The 16,325-nt window shown below is 55.6% G+C and carries 18 protein-coding genes and 2 pseudogenes; 11 read left to right on the forward strand and 9 right to left on the reverse strand.

Annotated features, from left to right (window positions below):
- Nucleotides 1-409: pseudogene (locus HAPAU_RS12810) on the forward strand (hypothetical protein); the annotation flags it as partial.
- 13 nt (nucleotides 410-422) lie between these two features.
- The gene (locus HAPAU_RS20945) at nucleotides 423-773 is read left to right on the forward strand and encodes a DUF7344 domain-containing protein (protein ID WP_157078461.1); all 351 of its coding nucleotides are present in this window, start codon (nucleotides 423-425) and stop codon (nucleotides 771-773) included.
- A gap of 47 nt (nucleotides 774-820) precedes the next feature.
- Here HAPAU_RS20945 and HAPAU_RS20950 read toward each other — a convergent pair whose 3' ends face one another.
- Together HAPAU_RS20950 and HAPAU_RS12820 are read right to left on the reverse strand one after the other, a co-directional pair.
- Nucleotides 821-1,075 carry a HalOD1 output domain-containing protein gene (locus HAPAU_RS20950; protein ID WP_157078462.1) on the reverse strand — a complete coding sequence of 85 codons (255 nt, stop codon included), beginning with the start codon at nucleotides 1,073-1,075 and terminating at the stop codon, nucleotides 821-823.
- A 1,045-nt stretch (nucleotides 1,076-2,120) separates the two neighbouring features.
- Nucleotides 2,121-2,909, reverse strand: coding sequence for a polysaccharide deacetylase family protein (locus HAPAU_RS12820; protein WP_157078463.1), 789 nt, complete (start codon nucleotides 2,907-2,909; stop codon nucleotides 2,121-2,123).
- Between the two features lie 1,156 nt (nucleotides 2,910-4,065).
- Here HAPAU_RS12820 and HAPAU_RS19730 point away from each other — a divergent pair.
- A complete protein-coding gene (locus HAPAU_RS19730) occupies nucleotides 4,066-4,896 on the forward strand; it encodes a heptaprenylglyceryl phosphate synthase (RefSeq protein ID WP_245634101.1) in 831 nt (276 codons plus the stop codon).
- Here the strand turns inward: HAPAU_RS19730 and HAPAU_RS23230 are convergent.
- Nucleotides 4,890-5,395, reverse strand: a pseudogene (locus HAPAU_RS23230) (ABC transporter substrate-binding protein); the annotation flags it as partial. The gene HAPAU_RS19730 and the pseudogene HAPAU_RS23230 sit on opposite strands and share 7 nt — an antisense overlap.
- 363 nt (nucleotides 5,396-5,758) lie before the next feature.
- Here HAPAU_RS23230 and HAPAU_RS12825 point away from each other — a divergent pair.
- The 3 genes from HAPAU_RS12825 to HAPAU_RS12835 all read left to right on the forward strand — a co-directional run bounded on the left by HAPAU_RS12825 (nucleotide 5,759) and on the right by HAPAU_RS12835 (nucleotide 7,915).
- Nucleotides 5,759-6,295 (forward strand): metal-dependent hydrolase, encoded by a 537-nt coding sequence (locus HAPAU_RS12825; RefSeq protein ID WP_066383365.1) that lies wholly within the window; start codon nucleotides 5,759-5,761, stop codon nucleotides 6,293-6,295.
- Nucleotides 6,296-6,613: 318 nt separating this feature from the next.
- Complete coding sequence (locus HAPAU_RS12830) at nucleotides 6,614-6,928, forward strand: DUF7268 family protein (protein ID WP_245634102.1); 315 nt, start codon at nucleotides 6,614-6,616, stop codon at nucleotides 6,926-6,928.
- A 147-nt stretch (nucleotides 6,929-7,075) separates the two neighbouring features.
- Entirely contained in the window at nucleotides 7,076-7,915 is an 840-nt protein-coding gene (locus HAPAU_RS12835) for an ABC transporter permease subunit (RefSeq protein ID WP_066383368.1), read from the forward strand.
- 168 nt (nucleotides 7,916-8,083) lie between these two features.
- On the opposite strand, the gene HAPAU_RS12840 is transcribed toward HAPAU_RS12835, so the two are convergent.
- Complete coding sequence (locus HAPAU_RS12840; RefSeq protein WP_066383370.1) at nucleotides 8,084-8,530, reverse strand: universal stress protein; 447 nt, start codon at nucleotides 8,528-8,530, stop codon at nucleotides 8,084-8,086.
- Nucleotides 8,531-8,686: 156 nt separating this feature from the next.
- Here HAPAU_RS12840 and HAPAU_RS12845 point away from each other — a divergent pair, with 156 nt between their 5' ends.
- Nucleotides 8,687-10,096, forward strand: a complete 1,410-nt coding sequence (locus HAPAU_RS12845) for a GntP family permease (RefSeq protein ID WP_066383372.1) — start codon at nucleotides 8,687-8,689, stop codon at nucleotides 10,094-10,096.
- Between the two features lie 53 nt (nucleotides 10,097-10,149).
- The gene (locus tag HAPAU_RS20960) at nucleotides 10,150-10,365 is read left to right on the forward strand and encodes a hypothetical protein (protein ID WP_157078465.1); all 216 of its coding nucleotides are present in this window, start codon (nucleotides 10,150-10,152) and stop codon (nucleotides 10,363-10,365) included.
- Nucleotides 10,366-10,376: 11 nt separating this feature from the next.
- On the opposite strand, the gene HAPAU_RS12850 is transcribed toward HAPAU_RS20960, so the two are convergent.
- Genes HAPAU_RS12850 through HAPAU_RS12860 form a run of 3 tightly spaced genes read right to left on the reverse strand, consistent with a single transcriptional unit; the run spans nucleotide 10,377 to nucleotide 12,726 of the window.
- The gene (locus tag HAPAU_RS12850; RefSeq protein WP_066383374.1) at nucleotides 10,377-11,381 is read right to left on the reverse strand and encodes an AAA family ATPase; all 1,005 of its coding nucleotides are present in this window, start codon (nucleotides 11,379-11,381) and stop codon (nucleotides 10,377-10,379) included.
- On the reverse strand, nucleotides 11,374-12,450 hold the full coding sequence (locus tag HAPAU_RS12855) for a DUF4350 domain-containing protein (RefSeq protein ID WP_066383376.1): 1,077 nt from the start codon (nucleotides 12,448-12,450) through the stop codon (nucleotides 11,374-11,376). Before HAPAU_RS12855 ends, HAPAU_RS12850 begins: the two co-directional genes overlap by 8 nt.
- A complete protein-coding gene (locus HAPAU_RS12860) occupies nucleotides 12,451-12,726 on the reverse strand; it encodes a hypothetical protein (protein WP_066383383.1) in 276 nt (91 codons plus the stop codon).
- A 190-nt stretch (nucleotides 12,727-12,916) separates the two neighbouring features.
- On the opposite strand from HAPAU_RS12860, the gene HAPAU_RS22310 reads away from it, so the two are divergent.
- Together HAPAU_RS22310 and HAPAU_RS22315 are read left to right on the forward strand one after the other, a co-directional pair.
- A complete protein-coding gene (locus HAPAU_RS22310) occupies nucleotides 12,917-13,078 on the forward strand; it encodes an arginase family protein (protein WP_245634103.1) in 162 nt (53 codons plus the stop codon).
- Between the two features lie 86 nt (nucleotides 13,079-13,164).
- Nucleotides 13,165-13,341: a hypothetical protein gene (locus HAPAU_RS22315; protein ID WP_157078466.1), complete on the forward strand. Its 177-nt coding sequence runs from the start codon at nucleotides 13,165-13,167 to the stop codon at nucleotides 13,339-13,341.
- A 159-nt stretch (nucleotides 13,342-13,500) separates the two neighbouring features.
- On the opposite strand, the gene HAPAU_RS12870 is transcribed toward HAPAU_RS22315, so the two are convergent.
- The gene (locus HAPAU_RS12870; RefSeq protein ID WP_066383384.1) at nucleotides 13,501-13,905 is read right to left on the reverse strand and encodes a carboxymuconolactone decarboxylase family protein; all 405 of its coding nucleotides are present in this window, start codon (nucleotides 13,903-13,905) and stop codon (nucleotides 13,501-13,503) included.
- Between the two features lie 239 nt (nucleotides 13,906-14,144).
- Nucleotides 14,145-14,966 carry an alpha/beta fold hydrolase gene (locus HAPAU_RS12875; protein ID WP_066383385.1) on the reverse strand — a complete coding sequence of 274 codons (822 nt, stop codon included), beginning with the start codon at nucleotides 14,964-14,966 and terminating at the stop codon, nucleotides 14,145-14,147.
- 315 nt (nucleotides 14,967-15,281) lie between these two features.
- On the opposite strand from HAPAU_RS12875, the gene HAPAU_RS12880 reads away from it, so the two are divergent.
- Nucleotides 15,282-16,325: a hypothetical protein gene (locus tag HAPAU_RS12880; protein ID WP_066383387.1), complete on the forward strand. Its 1,044-nt coding sequence runs from the start codon at nucleotides 15,282-15,284 to the stop codon at nucleotides 16,323-16,325.

Consider the following 16,325-nt stretch of genomic DNA (forward strand, 5'->3'; position numbering starts at 1 on the left):
GAACGGGGATGAAGGGAATTTGACGGCGGGTGATCGGGTGGAAGTCCGGCGGTGTACGTTTGCGTTCACGCACAATATCGATGGGCAGAACGCCCAAGCGATCGTGTTCCGGGGGTATCCGGAAGACGAGTATGTAACGGAGAACAACCGGTTCATGCATGAGATCGATGGGGCGGAGCCGGTGGCGAACGTCGCCAACGAGGGGTATGAGCCGGTGCCGTATCGGCAGGTGAACGTGGGTACTGAGTGGGTGGATTGGACGTTCGCGAACAATCAGTACGGGGTAGGTGAGCCACACGAGCCGGGGGTGGGTGCGCCGGTGAATTTGGATGCGCCATTGGCGGGCAAGCCGTTGGTGGATGCGGAGCGTCGGCGGGGGTTGCGCATCGCCCTTCGACCGCTCGAATAAAAGGAGGGAAATAATGACAAACACAATTAAAGACACAGAGCTTGACAATGTGCTACGAGTGCTGACATCGCACTACCGACGATGGATTCTCCATCTATTGATAGAACAAAAGGCAACCACGATTGATGAGCTAGTTATAGAGCTCTGTACTCTCGGTGAAGGGGTCGATGAAGACATAACAGAAGGAGGAATATCGACACGACTCCATCATGTCGATCTCCCAAAACTCGTCGATATAGGCGTTATTAACTATGATTCGGAAAGAGAGAAAATTGTGTTGATAGAATACCATGAGGAGTTACAAGATCTGTTAGCAACAACCAAAAAGTGGGAAGATCCTGTTGTCCAAAGTCAACTGCCATGAAATACTGAACGATTACAGACAGAAATCGACCGACCCCGACCGATGACTTACAACAGTGACGAGGTGAGTTCAACCGTCCCATCACCAGTCACCGTAATCTCGTGTCCATCAATTGAAAAGCAAACCATGACGTTAGATGGTCCTGATTCAATCAATCTATCAAGGGCTTCGAGATCGATTATAGGAAAAAGAGGTGGGAAATCACGGGGATCGGTGTTCTCTGCAGCAGCGAGCTGTTCAACCACTTCTATACTCACACTATTAATGTTGTCAGAACTGTAGTCATCTTCGAAATTCCCCATTACTGAATTATATACCAACACGATACAATTCTAAATAAATCTTTGGTAGGAAGTGACCGACTCACACGGTCTCAATCAATGTCCGCGGTCGTTTTCTATTCAATTGATATAGTAACGATAAGTGCAGAATAGTCGTCGCACTGGATGACTCATGGTCATCCAGTATCTCAATTATCTATTAGATACTACGAAGAAGTTATAATTTGCAGTAACATTATTCTTAACCAAAGTATAAATACTAAGAAATTATAATGGTATATGACGGCCATGTACGAATGTAATCAGTGTGGGAAGGTGTTTCTCACAGCTTGCGCCGAGTACGGTCATCGATCAATGTGTCCTAATAACTCTGAACAGTCGGTTCGAAACGATCAAGATCAGAACAAAATATATAATTAAACTATTATTCAAATTATAAATTCTATTTAATATCTAATATTTTCATTAATTGTCAGTGATTTTATTCCTCAGAAGTAATTTATGTCTGTTGGTAATAAGAGACGCTAATAACAAAGTTAACAATCTCCAAGGCGAAGTAAATGTTTGTTATGGCGGAGTGTGCACTATGTGGGAAGAAATTTCTGACCAGACAGGCGGTATATGGCCACCAAGCAATGTGTCCTAAAAACACTGATCGCAAAATTCCCGATGAATGGGCACCAGCTACTCACGGCCGTTGGGGGCCAGATGAAGACCGTATACAAGACGAAAATCAGACATGAGAAGGATAGCGCTTCGCTTAGTATCGATTAAATAAGAAGACATCTGACTTCGAAGGATCGGATGTAGATGCGTTATGGGAGTCGAACAGGGCAGCGGACTAACCGATTTCATGTGGAAGAATAACTTCGATCTCATCGTGACGTTCACGTTGGGCTATGTACTCGCAGATCGCTCGAAAATCATGTTCTGTGATCTCTCTATCAGGCCCCGCAGTATGCCAGTAGGCGGTATATGCTGCTCCGTAGTCGATAGCCCGGTCAATCATTACTTTTCCTTCCTCAAATATAGAGGGCCGTGAACGATTAATGAACCGTGGTGACTCCTACAGGGTAACCGAGGGAGCTATCCCCTTATATGGGCTTGTGAATGCAAGAAATCCATATTGGTTATTCTCGGCAGCTACTTCAAGTGTCGCTCGATCGCATTGCCCACCAGGATACATGATCGACTTCGGATCAAACCCCTGATCGCGCAAGATTTCGTTCGCCGTCCCAATCGTGTCCCGCTGATCGGCTTTAGATAGGCCATGTAACGTTGATAAGCCGTGAGTGTGATTGTCAATGCTCCAGCCAGCTTCAGCGAGCTCGTCTATTTTCGTAAGTGTGAGGCGTCCAGATTCGCCAATTTGGTCAGTAATTATTGCGTCTGAGCCAGAGGAACCAAATTCTCTCATAATTGGGTAAAAAGTCTCGTACACATCTCGTGTATTATCGTCAAATGTGAACGAGAACTGGGCCGTATTACTGGTCCGTTGTGGAAATCGGAGGTCGTCAAGCCAATACAATGGCGCTTTATCACCGCCATCAAGACTGATGAGAATATTCTCGATCGACGAGAGATCTGCCTCAGCCTCCGCAACGGATAACGTAAACGTGAGCCATCCAGTGGGATGAAGATCTCGATGATATTCACTCACGAGTGATAGCGTCTCGCCATCGGTATCGGTAAGTCTCATACGGAGATTCGTCCGTTGAGGCTGATCAATCCGGGCGACAATCGAAATATCCCGCATCGAGAGATCGAAATTCGGGTCAATAGTCATCTCGATCGATCCGGGATTGCCGCTAATACGTGCAATTGCCCCCGACTCGTAGTACGTCTCAATACTCACATTACCGTGTGTCGACCACTGATTGACAGTCTGGAATGTCGCAACATCAGTTCCAAGTGGTTCATAGATGTCCTTTTCGTTATCACCATCAGAGTCTTCACTTGGAAGTCCAGGGGAGAACTATTGCCCGACTCATCACTGCTATGGGTTAAACAGCCAGCTACCGTTCCGAGCACCCCCGTGCTCATCATCTTACAGAGCACTCGTCGATTGATCGGCTGGTAAGACGAGGCATCATCATCCAAGTGAAGTGTCACAGCCAGTATTAGTCAGAGGGTATTAAGAATCCGATCATATACAATGGATAATAGATATGAAAGAGATGATTGCTATAAAAAATAGAAGTATAGAGTTATCTCGATTAGAAGAAAATCAACGATAACGATTGACGTCCAATACGATATAGGGATCATCCAATCGAATCGTCAAGCGTGATTCCCAGCCGCCATTACGGGTATCGTAGATGACGAGGCGACCTTGATAATTCTGGGAAAGTATCTCATCAGGTGGTCCTGGTGCATCAGCGGGGACTTCAATGTCATCAAGACTCATGGTTCGAAAGAAAGCTCTGATGAGATCGTTGGTTAATCAGCAAGTCACTCTGGCGATAGTGGAGGCAGGCCGCCTGACAAACCGGTGACAGAGTGTCGTGTTTCTGGAAGGGTTGTGGAGCCAAGATAGGGCGATCATCCCAGAGTAGCAATATGTTGTTCTGAATAGCTGACCACTTGGCGTTAAATCGCTTATGACTTACCACCACATTTCTATTCCTTATTATCTATTAAATCTTTTTCTAGATTAGTTAGGTAAAATAAACCTGTTCTATACTCAAACCTAATGCACCCTCACGGAATCACGGGCTATTGAACCCAGCTAAGATGGTGCTAAATGTAATATTATTAACTTTTCTCGCATTACTTGGCGCACTCATCGTTGCGAGAACAATAATATGATTTTATTGGCAAAAAGACAGATATTGAACACAGCAGAAAGCTAGATCCTACATTCGATTACCCTCTATCTGGATTTGGAACTGGAGTTACTCTACTGATTTTTAATCAATTATATATCATGAATGGGCCTCCTCCTGTTAGCTATTGAAAGAATAGAATGGAGTTTTTGACTGAAGAGACAAATATGATTTCGTCGTCAATAAATGTTCTATATTGGTAATTTAATATTCTTAGGAAATTACTACTCAGCAATATATAATATGCTACAGAATAAACAAGATCACATGAATATTAATTGGAAGACGACTAACCATATAACTAAAATCGATCCTGCAAAGTCGTTTCCGACAGATATTGGGGTCTTAGAAGACACGGATTTAGTGATTATTGGCGGTTCTGATGGCGTCACACGGGCGGATACAGAGACAACCATCCAGCAAATAAGAGAATCGTTTCCAGACCTCCCACTCGTTCAAGAACCCTATGCACCAGTCCAAATTTCGAGTGAGACGACTGCCAACGTTGATTGGATCATCGTGCCGGTGGTTTTTAATGGTGATCGCGATCATTTCGTCGGCAATCACGTGCGGATGCTTTCACAACTCGGTTCGGATCTTGAAGGACTGCTTGGGCAAGATATCTCGGTTATGGATGTGGTCGAAAAGCTTGTCCCAGTAGGTTATGTAATCCAGAACATAAATTCGAAAGCAGCAACTATCGCTGGAGTTTCTGAGCCACTCTCGGTAGCACAGGTTCGGGGAGCGGCACTCGCAACCGAAATCCTCTATGATTTTCCTGTATTCTATGTAGATTATGCAGAACGATTTGGAGGGACGGCAGATACCGTAGCAGCTGCCACCTATTTTGAAGATACTGCACTACTCTATAGTGGAGGAATCGATTCCGCACAGAAAGCAACAGATGTACTGGCTGCTGGCGCTGATGGGGTAATTGTTGATAAGTGCTTTCATGAGGATGTCGAGGCATTCACCCGAACCACACGTATATCACCATCACAGAGAACCCTTGAATAATCAGCGTAGTCGTGCCAGTCGTACACCCGTAAGAAGATCGAGTTCCCGAAGAAGGGTGTGACGTTTCTTCGATCTCAGCGACGTCGTTTTGGGTCCACTGAAGGCGGTTTACCATGAAATCCGGATCGATAACGTGAACCTCGACATCTGGTTCGTAGTAGATCTCCTTCTAGTGTCGTCCTGGTAGAATTTGGTAAGTTCGCCTTGTCAACGGAGACGTTCGGTAGTTCGTCGTATAGATAGGGGCCGAAGCGAGCGCGGGCGCCGATAGCCGAGAGCCCCTCACTTTGGCCGCGACGCTCATGTCCGCGTAATCACCCGTCTATGGAAACCATGTCCCGGGGACTGAGTCAAACTCGACGGTCCCGACCGGCCCCATCATCACCGAGCACGCGCTCTCACCAGATCCGTCATCATCCCCGAATCAACGGTTCAAATTCGTTCTTGCCGGTACAGCCCTCAAGCAATCCCCGCCGACGACTGCCCCGCTGTATTTCATATACTTGCGTCACGTCGGGCCCGCCCCTTTATCCGATCGTGGTCACCTACGTTTACGCCCGTCTAAATATACAAAGATATATTCGATATTAGATTACCTTAAACAGGGAAGTGGCAATAGAGACTACATAGCGCAGGTCTGCCAGAGGGTCGGAGCAAGGCCCTACGCCAGCAGAAACTTCGAGAGAGGACCATGCCAGCAGGCGGTGGTTCCTCGTGGAAGCTCCTACGGGCGATGCGAACGTCCCGTTAGGTGATCGGAGATCCGCATGAAATCAGGCGCATCACCTGTAGGAGTTGATATTATATCATATCACATCATATCATGCAAATAGATAATATAGGTAGAACGATAGCGAGGTGTATGGTTGATGTATTGGGTCATCTCGGAATGGCGCTCATCTGGCTTGCGCCCGTGTGGTTCTTCACTGATCGGCCGAAAGCTGCGCTGGCGACCGTTTTTACCGGGTTCTGGTTTGGAATGCTCCCCGACGTGGATCTGGTGATCTCGAACCACGTGGTGGGTATCCATCACCACGGCGTGTTTCATACCGTTCTCGTAGTAGTGGTCTTCGCGGCGATCATCGGGCCGCTCTGGGGGCTCGTCGTGAGTAGACTGCTTGGGGGGACGACGTGGTTCTCACGGGAGGCCGAAAAGCGAGCGACAACAATCGGCTTTATTGTCGTGTTCGTTACCGGCCTCTCGCACCTCTTTGCGGACATGCTTTCCGCACCGGACGTTTCGACGCGTATCGAGCCGTTCTGGCCGATATACGACGGCCCGATCGTCCTTATCGACGTGCTGTGGTACCAGTCGGTGTGGGCGACGTGGGCGCTGTTTCTGCCCGGTCTCGCGCTTAATGGAGTCCTGTGGTATCGTGCCAGAACGCGATCCCACTAGTACCGGAGCAGACGAACTATCTCAACAGCCGACGCTCCTCTCGAGTTTTCGTGAGTGTCACTGGAGAGTCAACCGTGACAGAGACTGTATCCGATCATGATAATAACCGATATCCGTGTCGAACGTACCGAAAGGCCACCGTATTCTATTCAGAATGAACTTCAATTAATGTATATTAATATTAATTTTAATTAAAATTATCCAGATAAATATTTGATATAGGAGTGTTGTCTCTATATCATTGACTGTAAATAAGTATTGAAGCTGACTAGTGTCTTAATTGTTACAAGTGCCTCTCTCACGGGCTGTCTCGGCCAATTGTGCTCCGATGATAGTTCGAACGGTTCGACGGGGTCCGGACGACCGTCCGACAACGAGACGGCCGGGACGGAAGACGGTGAAGACGACCCCGAACCCGAACTCGCGTTCTCGCTCGCCGCGCTCGTTTTCGGTTTCGGCTTGACCGTCTGGGCCGGCACACTCCTGCTCGGCGAGTCGCTTGCGGGCATGCACGCCATGCTCGACCGTGACTGGAGCGCCGCCGACACGCGTCGGGCGATGGCGATACTCACCGTCGTCGGCGCGGCCGGGATGGTGAGTGCGTCAGTTACGACGATACTCCTCGGTGGATAACTGCGTAGATCTTTACGCGAGAAAAGTGACACTGAGACGTCTATGTTCCCGTTGATCGAATGGAGGGTTCACTGGGTAGACAACAGGACCAGTATAGAGTGGATTTATATCGCATCCTGAAAAATTCCATCTAAGTGGTGACTCCGTGTGAGCCTGCTCGTCCTCTCTAAGAAAGAATTCCTCGATACGGTTCGTTCGAACACGCTGCTCGTGATGAGCCTGACGTTCGTTCTGTGGGCAGGCTTTCTCGCTGCCATCCAGCACGTTCCCAACGTATACGCAGGCAGCGAACTCCCGAGAAGCACCATGGCACTAATGAACAGCATGCAGCAGTCGGCGGTGTTTTTCGTTCCCCTGATTGGGCTCGGGCTCGGCTACAACGCTATCGGTGGGGAACGGGAACGCGGGAGTCTCAAGTTCCTGCTTGGATTGCCTCACACGCGAGGCGATGTCGTGGCCGGGAAGTTCCTCGGCAGAACCGCCGTGATCACCGTCGCGATACTGGTTGGCTACGCCACCGCCGCCGGCGTTTCGATACTCACCACTGACTCGTTCTCGCCCGATATATTCGCCCTCTATACGCTCTTGACCCTTCTCTACGGGGCGGTGTACATCGCGATCGGGATCGGAGCGTCGGCGTTCATGAAATCTAGAAAGACCGCGTTCGGGGTTGCGGTCGGACTCTACATGCTTTTCTTGCTGTTCTGGGACGTCTTTTTGGTACTGCTACAGTTCGTTTCCGTCGGGCAAGAACTCCCCGAGAGCGGACTACCCGAGTGGATCCAGTTCGTCGGACTCCTCAACCCGGCGACGGCGTCGGGCTACGCCGCGAGAGCACTGATCCCCGAGTTTCACGCGCTCACGCTGTTTCCCGAGTCCGACGCACTCTACCTGCAAAACTGGGTCGGACTCGTCGTCCTCGTCCTGTGGGTCGTCGTCCCGCTCGGAGTGGGATACGCGCGGTTCGAGAGGATGGACCTGCAGTGATCACGGTCGATGACGACCCGCCCGTCCTACCGTAAATGGGAATCGCGAGCGCCACCACGAGACGACGGCGAATGCGGGATCAGGAATGAGAAAGGCAACCACTGTGAGCGTCCGTCCGCGACCCTGTCCGAAGAACCCGAACGGCGAGTCCGACGGACCGCCCCGGTTTCAGGTCGTCACGACGGTGACCGGCCCATCGTGCTCCAGGAGGACCCGTTGGGTGGTGTCTCGAAAGAGGGCTTTGCCCGTCGGTGATCGCTTGCGGCCCGAGAGGAACACGTGATCACAGTCGTACTCCTCGGCAGCCTCTAAAGTCACATCGCCTTTGTTCCCGACGAAGCCGGCTGTTTCGTACCGAACGTCGAATGCCGTCAGGACCTCCTCGGCGATATCACGGGCGAACTGTGCTGCGCCTTCGCGGGCGTCGTCGGCGGTATAGGAGTCCGCCGGACTCGCGATCGAGGCCATCGCCTGTCTTCGGCCGGCGTACTCCTCGTCGGTCGTCGCGTGAATCAGGACGATATCCGAGTCGACCCCTTCGGCGAGCGATCCGGCCTCTCGAACGAGTTCCTTTGCGTCTTCCGTCGGTTCGGCAACGACGAGTGCTCGATCCATGTATACGAGTACGTGTGCGAACGGATAAAATCTCGTCGAATAGATAGTATATGGTGATATAAATGACTGAGTGGATTATTTTTGATTATAATATTTTAAATACAGCGATTAGAAATAGACTGATTTTTAAACGCCGGCTAGAGATCCAGAACTCGTATGGTACTACCGCTACAGGCTACCGCGTTCTCACAGAGCCCGTTAGTAACGTTTCTGTTCGGGCTTTTCGTCGTTATCGCACTGCTCGTCTGGCTCGACTTTCCCGCGTTCATGGGGCTAATCCTCGCTGCGTTCTCCGTCGGGGTGGTCAATGCCGTGTTCGTCCCGGAGTTCACGCCGGCCGAAGCCGGAACGGCGGTCGCGGAGGCGTTCGGGTCCAACATGGCGGGCATCGGTATTCCGATCCTCGCCGCGGCCGTTATCGGCAAGTCCATGCTGGAGAGTGGCGCCGCACAGCGGGTCGTGCGCGGGTTCCAGAACGTTCTGGGGGAGGAAAACTCCGATATCGCGCTGCTCGGGAGTAGCTCCGTCCTCGCAGTACCGGTGTTCTTCGACAGCGTGTTCTATCTGATGGCCCCACTCGCTCGATCGATGCGCGCTCGCGTCGGGCGGGATTACACGCTGTTCATCGTGGTCGTCGGGGCAGGTGCGGCGAGCGCTCACGTGTTCGTCCCGCCGACACCGGGGCCGCTCGCGGTCGCAGCGGAGATCGGCAGTAATCTGGGCGTGACGATCCTCATAGGCGTGGTGACCGCCGTACCGGCGGCCGTCCTCGCCGGACTCGTCTACGGCCGGTGGATCAACACTCGTCTCGACATCCCGCTGCGCGACACCATGTCGACGACGACCGACGAACTCCAGGAGGTCGCCGACCGCCCGACCAGCACGCTCCCCGGGATGCTCGAGTCGCTCGCGCCCATCCTCGTCGCTGTCGGCCTCATCGGTTCGTTCACTATCGTGGATACCGCCCAGGGCCTGTATCCCTCACTGGGAACGATCGAGCCGGTGGTCGTCGTTCTGGGCAACAAGAACGTTGCGCTGATGATCGCCGCCGTCGTCGCCGCGTATTCGTTCTACAGACACAACGCGCTGACGCAGACCGAGTGGAGCGAGGAGTTGACGGAAGCGCTGAAAAGCGGTGGCAACATCGCCGCGATCACGGCCGCCGGTGGTGCCTTCGGGGCGATGCTCGCGGCGTCGGGAATCGGGGAGTACCTCGGAAGCGCTCTGGCGGAGGTCGGCATTGGACTGTTGGTCACGGCGTGGCTCATCGCGGCGATCGTACGGATCGCACAGGGGTCGGCAACCGCCGCGATGTTGACCTCGGCCGGAATCATGGCCCCGCTCGTCGGCCAACTCGCGGTCCATCCGGCGTACCTGGTCATGGCTATCGGGGCCGGCGGCAACATCTTCTCCTGGTACAACGACTCGGGCTTCTGGCTCGTCAAGGAGATCGGGGGGCTCACGCAGGCAGAAACCCTCAAAACGTGGACCGTCCTCACGACGATCATCTCGGTGTCGGGGCTGCTCACGACGCTCCTTGTCTCCTCGGTGTTCCCGCTCGTGTAGGAATTGCGTTCGTGGCGTAGCCATACCTGTCGTTTTGACCAGCGAGGGGACAAATGTACAGCTCAGTCCTCATCGTCAAGTCCGGTCGGATCGAGCCGCGTTCGCAACGCCTGCTTCTCAAACTTTCCGGTCGTGGTTTTCGGAATGGTCCGGACTTCCTTGATTTCGTCGGGGATCCACCACACGGGCTGATCGAGGGTCTCCTCGAGATGGGTTCGGAGGGTACCCGTATCGCCATTGCTGCTTGCGTCGGTGACGACACAGGCTAACGGCCGCTCCCTTACTCGCTCATTCTCGTCGCGCCACCGTCCGAAACCGCACTCTCGCGCTCGCGTTCGGCATCGCTGCCCGGCGGCTGGACCGTTGCCATGATCTCCTCGAGGGCCTCATCGGCCGTAACGCCACCGAGTTCGGCGTCGGTCGAGAGCACGAGCCGGTGGGTGAAGGTCGGTCGTACGAGGGTTTTAACGTCGTCGGGGATGGCATAGTCCCGTCCGTGGATCGCCGCGCGGGCTTTCGCGGCGTCGAGCAATGCGAGCGACGCCCGCGGGGATGTCCCGTGAGCGATGTCGCCGTGATTCCGCGTCGCATCGACGAGATCCAGAATGTAACCCTTGACGCGCTCGTCGACGTGGACAGCCGAGGCAACCTGCCGAGCTTCAAGGATCTGTGCCGGACTGACGACCTGCTCGATCGCCTCGGGGCCCAACCCTGGCGCCGAATCGAACCGATCGAGCAGCGCCGATTCGTCCTCGCGGTTCGGGAGGTCGACGGTGAGTCTGAACAAGAAGCGGTCGCGCTGGGCTTCGGGAAGCTCGAAAGTCCCCTCCATCTCGATGGGGTTCTGGGTCGCGACCACGATGAACGGCTCCGGGAGGTCGAGCGTCTGGCCCTCGATCGTGGCGGTCCGCTCCTGCATCGCTTCCAAGAGCGCACTCTGTGTTTTAGGCGTCGCGCGGTTGATCTCGTCGGCGACGACGAAGTTCGCGAAGATCGGGCCCCGCTGGAGCGAGAACTCGCCGGTCTGGTCGTGATAGACGTGGGTGCCCGTCACGTCGGCCGGCAGGACGTCGGGCGTCATCTGGATCCGGTTGTACTCAAGGCCCGAGGCACGGGCAAAGAGGTTCGCCATTGTCGTCTTCGCGACCCCCGGAACGCCCTCCAGCAGGACGTGCCCGTTCGACAACAGCGCGACCGTCAACTGTTCGATGATCGCCTCGTTACCGATGAGCACGGTCCCCATCTCCTCGCGGAGACGCTCGTACACCGTGGCGGGGTCAGTCATTATCGCCACCTTTTTTCCGACCATTCATAATTGTTTGTATGATACGTTCACGTCGATCCGAATCCCAGTCAGGATACTGGGCAGTGAGGATCGCCCGCAGGTCGGACGCCTCGAGATCTGGGTCGGCGCGGTCGGGACGTGCGGACTGGCCGAATCGGCGTCCGATTCCCTGTATCCAGCCCGGTCGCGTGTCCACGAATGCAATCGCACCGACGAGACCTGCAACGAGTGCCAGTTGCAGAACGGCGGACTCACGAAGCGCCAGCAGCGCGATTGCGAGCGGCGGCAGCCCGTCGGATCGAGATTGATCGATCAGCACCCGATCGTGGGCGTCGAACAGCGCACTGACGAACGCCCGATTGCCGGGGCGTTCGAGCATGGCGTTGATCAGCGCGCTCGAGTCGCTGATCACGACGAGCTCACCCTGCCCGACGGACTCGGTCGTCATAACTGGCCGAGGACCGAGCGTCTCGTTCTCGTCGAACGCCCCGTTAGAAGTGGTGTCGAGATACGCGTACTCCGAGGAGGTGACCAACACCTCGGCACCGTTGGGTTCGAGCGCCGTCCCGTAGTTCAGCGTAAATGAATCGCTGTCGTTGACGTAGGGATGGTTGGACGTCTCGGTCGCGACGGGCAGAGCCGGCGAGCGGTAGTACTCACGTTCGTCACGCAACAGAGCGCCGTCGATACGAGTGCTCGCACCCAGTTCCTGGAGGAGTTGGTTCGTCTGTCCGATATCGTCGGCAATGACCAGCGTGCCCCCGCGCCTGACGAAGTCATTGAGGCGCGCGCGGTCCTCGGGGCCGTAGGAGCCCTCGGCAGCGATCGCGATCGCGACGGTGCCGTTGGCCTCGACATCCTCGTACTCGGTTGTATCAGTCACGACAATCGTCTCGACACCCACGGCCTGTGCCTCTGATCGAAGCTCCGAGGTCCCCTCCCAGGAGTGGGTATAAGTGCCAAAGGCCACACCGGAGGTACTCGCCCCGATGACCAGTCCGATCCCGAGCGCAAGTGCCAACGCGTACAGCAACAGTCGCGGGTACGACCAGTCCTGGAAGCGGGGCATCTACAGCACCCCCGAGGGGAGGATCTCGAGGATCCGCCGAACGACGATGACGCCGAAAGCGAGCAGGCCGAGCGCGATGATCCACTTGAGGCGTTTCCGCCAGCGCGGAGTGACGGCAAACGGTGCGGTCAGTTCGGTGACGACGAGGAAGCCGATCAGCGAGAGAACGAAAAAGAGCTCAACGGTAAGCGCCTCGAGCAGCGCGAGCGCGAGGACCGACGCGAGCATCCAGGCCGTCTGCCCGTGGATAAATCGGCGGCGGCGATGGGTCGGCATTCAGTTCTGATTTCACCTCCATCGTTACGAATCTAACGATTCGAGAAACCGAAGAGAACTCGAAGGGAAGGCCCTATAGATCGGGACATGGACTGATAAGTCGGCTCTCGGGCCAAAAGCGGTGTAGTGTCGCCGCCACAACGGCCACTCGTGTTCCCGCGGCCGGTCCGAGGATCGTCATGGGCATGAATTGGTCCACCGTCATGGAGTCGCCGAGTACGACCTGAGCGACATCATCGCTGACGCCGTCAAGCGCGCGACCGACAGTACCGACGCGGTGTGGATCTCCTTCAACATTGAGGTCATGAAGCCGGCCTACTGTCCCAGTACCGGACGGACTCGTCCCCTGTGAAGCCATCAGGATGGTCCGGGATGCCGTCCCCCAGCTCGATCCTGAGCACTTCGGATTTGACATCGTCGAGGTCGTCCCCAGTACGCGTGAACAACACGAACACTTACAACGCCAGCATCATCTCCGAGTTCGTGAACCGTCTGATCATCGAGGTGCTGGGTAGTATGGCGCTCGCCGAGCGCGGTCTCAGCGAGGGCTCGCCGATCAAGCCGAAGGAACCGCTTGGTCCCCAGCCCGATCTCAAAGCGTCAGCCGACGACTGATTCCAACGCGGATCGGAAGCGTACCGACCGTCGGGTCGTACCACTATCATCACCAACCAACGATCCTCAACCGCAAACGCAACGCTCGGCAGGCGGATGTCGATTCTGATGAGACGGGCGCATAAACGGATAGAAGGATCGAGGATGGTCGTGGTCCGGTCAGTCGGCACCGGCCGGAGCGGCCCGTTGATTCTCGATGTACTCGACGATCTCGGCCGTCTCGGCGGTGAACTCCTCGATGTCGACCTCCGATCCATGCAGCACCGTCGAGAAGTACTGCGTGTTACTGGCGAGGTTGACGGCCTCGGCGAGTTCCTCGTCCGTGACGTCCTCCATCCGGGCTTCCGCCTTGTGGAAGTCAGTACAGTACGGACACTTGATCGCAGCGGCTACCCCGACGCCGATGAGCGCCTTCTCCCGGGCGGTCAGTTCGGTCTCCCCGAACTCGAGGTCCCGGACGAGCCCCCAGCTGTGATCGCTCGCCGGTTCCGCGAGGCTATCGATCCAACTCGGCACATGGCCGAGGTGATCTTCGATCTCGTTTCGCGCGTGATTTGATACCATTGTCGTCCCCGGATCCCGTGAGTGACTCTCGCCACCTCCCGTTCGGCCTGCAGACAGAGCCGCTCCGAAATCCACAGTCGAGTAGTTCGTGAACGACGATGAAGGTATCATATACGGCCGGTCGGGAGTTCTTATACGGTTAGCAGCTTTCGAACTGAAGGGGACGTGGTTCTCGAAGGCCGGTGATCGAGACGGGCTTGAGAGGGGTTGTCAGTGTCCGTTCTGTGGACTACCGACGCTCAAAAGCCGATATCGTCGACGAACTCCCGTAGCGCCTGCGTGAAGAACACGGGGTTGTCGAGGTTGGAGGCATGGCCTGCATCCGGAACCGCGCGGATCGAGACGTCCGACAGTTCGATACCCAGCTTCGATACGTGCCGACGGATGAACGGCGGCTCGTTTTCCCCGTACAACACGAGCGTTGGCACCGTGATCGAGGGGAGGTCGAGTATCGTCTCGTGGAACCTCGCGACCGCCCGGATCACCTTGGCGAATTCCTCGGTCTCCATGCGCGGTCCTTCGGCCCGGAGGCGCTCGATCTCCCCATAGTCGCCGCTGACGCCCGATCCCGAGAGCCGTTCTTGGAGCCACACCAGCGCTTTCTCCACGCGCTCGTAGCCGACGAGTCGAACCGGCGGGACGGTAGCTCGCAACAGGAGCGACCGCTGGATCCACTCGCTTCGCGTCAGCAGTTCAGGGGTGAACGTATCGGCGAGCACGAGGCCGGCCAATCGATCCGGATGCCTGGCGGCGTACACCTGCGCGATACACCCACCCATCGAGAGCCCACAGAGGACGGGCCGGTCGAGATCCAACACGGTAACGAGCGCGTCGAGATCGTCCACGAACAACCCGATCGAGTACGCGGTTCTCGCCGACCCACCGGTCCGTCCGTGCCCCCGGACGTCGTAGGCGATCGTCGTGTAGTCGTCGCTCAGGGCGTCTATCTGGGCCGTCCACTGGCTGTGATCGAGGATCGCCCCGTGAACGAAGACGATGGGGCGACCGGAGCCCCGTCGCTCGTAGTACGTTTCGATGTCGTTCGTCCGAACAGTCGGCATACCACTCGCTACGCCTCCATTAGAGATAACGCTCTCAGTAGTCCCTTTCCGACTCGTTTCCCCCAGAGGTCGCGTCGAACCGAGCTGTCCCGACAGGGACGACGACCAGTCATGTCGTCAGCCCTCACTGACAGCCGCCGGTGCGCACCGATCGATTGAGAGGCTCTGGCTCCAGGTCGTCGACGGATCAAACCCGGATCCGACGTATCGACACAGTGTTTGTTTATTAACATTATTATTTGATATAATATTTAATAAGCCGAATTGATTCGGGATAATTCACTAACTCTGCTAATTGTTATCAGTCATCGTCAGATGAAACGACCCAAGGAGGACGGAACGGGGATACAGAGACGGCCGGTGATTCGGGCGATGGCCGGGTTCGCCGCTGCAGGGGCGGTCGGAACCGCCTCAGTCGGGACGGCGGCCGGCCAGATCGAGCGCGGAGCGACGACCGATCCCCACACGAAAGACACGTATCGTTCGATCGTCGAGGCAGTCGTCCCCGAAACGCCCGAACTAGCCGCCGAACGCGGCGATGAACACCGGGCCGGTGGGTTGGCGATCGACCTCGACGAGTATCTGATCTGGTCGTTTAACAACTTCCAAGAGATCCAACTCGGAGCGTCGTCCACCGCAGGGAGCACGCTCATCAACGTCGAGGATCTGCTCGAGGATTCCGACAGTCTCCTCGGGGGGCTGACTGACGTACTCAGCGATGCGACGCTCGGCGTGCTCGATGTCGACGCCCTCGTCGGGGCCGTCGATTTCGGGGACGTCGAACTCGACCTGGGTCCGCTACAGGAGCTGGCCGTCGGCGTCTCGGATGGGACCTTCGAGCTCGCCAAATCGGTCGAAAGCGAGGTGTACGACCTCGAGTTTCCGACCTATCCCTACTCGGAAGTCACCGCGGTCGTGTTCGATATCGTCGCCGCGGAGTTTCTCGCCCGTGGCATGAATGAGGAATCACCCAGTGTAAACCCGGAGTACCCTGCAGGCGGGATATTTACGCGCCTCGCACCGCGTGACCGCCTCCGAGCAATCGAATCGATGGTCGACGGTGGCCTCATCGATATCGCCGACGAGATCCTCGAGGACCTCATCGTCCACGTGGGCTTTCTCAAGTTCGTCGTCTTCGGCGTCAACGGGTTCGCCCAGTTCGGCTACTATAGCGAGTGGTCGGGCTACGGCGAGACGAAGACCGATCCGCCGACCCAACGTATCTTCGAAGGCGGTGTACAGAGTCACGAACAGACGGACTACCCGGGCCCGGCTGCTGGCTACGCCGAGTTGCGCGAGTTCCCGGGCGACGGCGTCTTCGACTTCGGCGAGGACGGTTTCAAGGAGAACGAGTACTGA

This window comes from Halalkalicoccus paucihalophilus, from assembly GCF_001593955.1.
GTDB lineage: Archaea > Halobacteriota > Halobacteria > Halobacteriales > Halalkalicoccaceae > Halalkalicoccus > Halalkalicoccus paucihalophilus.

Bases quoted from the DNA above. Each gene is read 5' to 3' on its own strand.
- HAPAU_RS20950 (WP_157078462.1), bottom strand. From the start codon at position 1,075: ATGGGGAATTTCGAAGATGACTACAGTTCTGACAACATTAATAGTGTG.
- HAPAU_RS12860 (WP_066383383.1), bottom strand. From the start codon at position 12,726: ATGCCGACCCATCGCCGCCGCCGATTTATCCACGGGCAGACGGCCTGG.
- HAPAU_RS12875 (WP_066383385.1), bottom strand. From the start codon at position 14,966: ATGCCGACTGTTCGGACGAACGACATCGAAACGTACTACGAGCGACGG.
- HAPAU_RS12880 (WP_066383387.1), top strand. From the start codon at position 15,282: ATGAAACGACCCAAGGAGGACGGAACGGGGATACAGAGACGGCCGGTG.
- HAPAU_RS12855 (WP_066383376.1), bottom strand. From the start codon at position 12,450: ATGCCCCGCTTCCAGGACTGGTCGTACCCGCGACTGTTGCTGTACGCG.
- HAPAU_RS12825 (WP_066383365.1), top strand. From the start codon at position 5,759: ATGGTTGATGTATTGGGTCATCTCGGAATGGCGCTCATCTGGCTTGCG.
- HAPAU_RS20945 (WP_157078461.1), top strand. From the start codon at position 423: ATGACAAACACAATTAAAGACACAGAGCTTGACAATGTGCTACGAGTG.
- HAPAU_RS12870 (WP_066383384.1), bottom strand. From the start codon at position 13,905: ATGGTATCAAATCACGCGCGAAACGAGATCGAAGATCACCTCGGCCAT.
- HAPAU_RS12850 (WP_066383374.1), bottom strand. From the start codon at position 11,381: ATGACTGACCCCGCCACGGTGTACGAGCGTCTCCGCGAGGAGATGGGG.
- HAPAU_RS19730 (WP_245634101.1), top strand. From the start codon at position 4,066: ATGTTCTATATTGGTAATTTAATATTCTTAGGAAATTACTACTCAGCA.
- HAPAU_RS12845 (WP_066383372.1), top strand. From the start codon at position 8,687: ATGGTACTACCGCTACAGGCTACCGCGTTCTCACAGAGCCCGTTAGTA.
- HAPAU_RS20960 (WP_157078465.1), top strand. From the start codon at position 10,150: ATGTACAGCTCAGTCCTCATCGTCAAGTCCGGTCGGATCGAGCCGCGT.
- HAPAU_RS12840 (WP_066383370.1), bottom strand. From the start codon at position 8,530: ATGGATCGAGCACTCGTCGTTGCCGAACCGACGGAAGACGCAAAGGAA.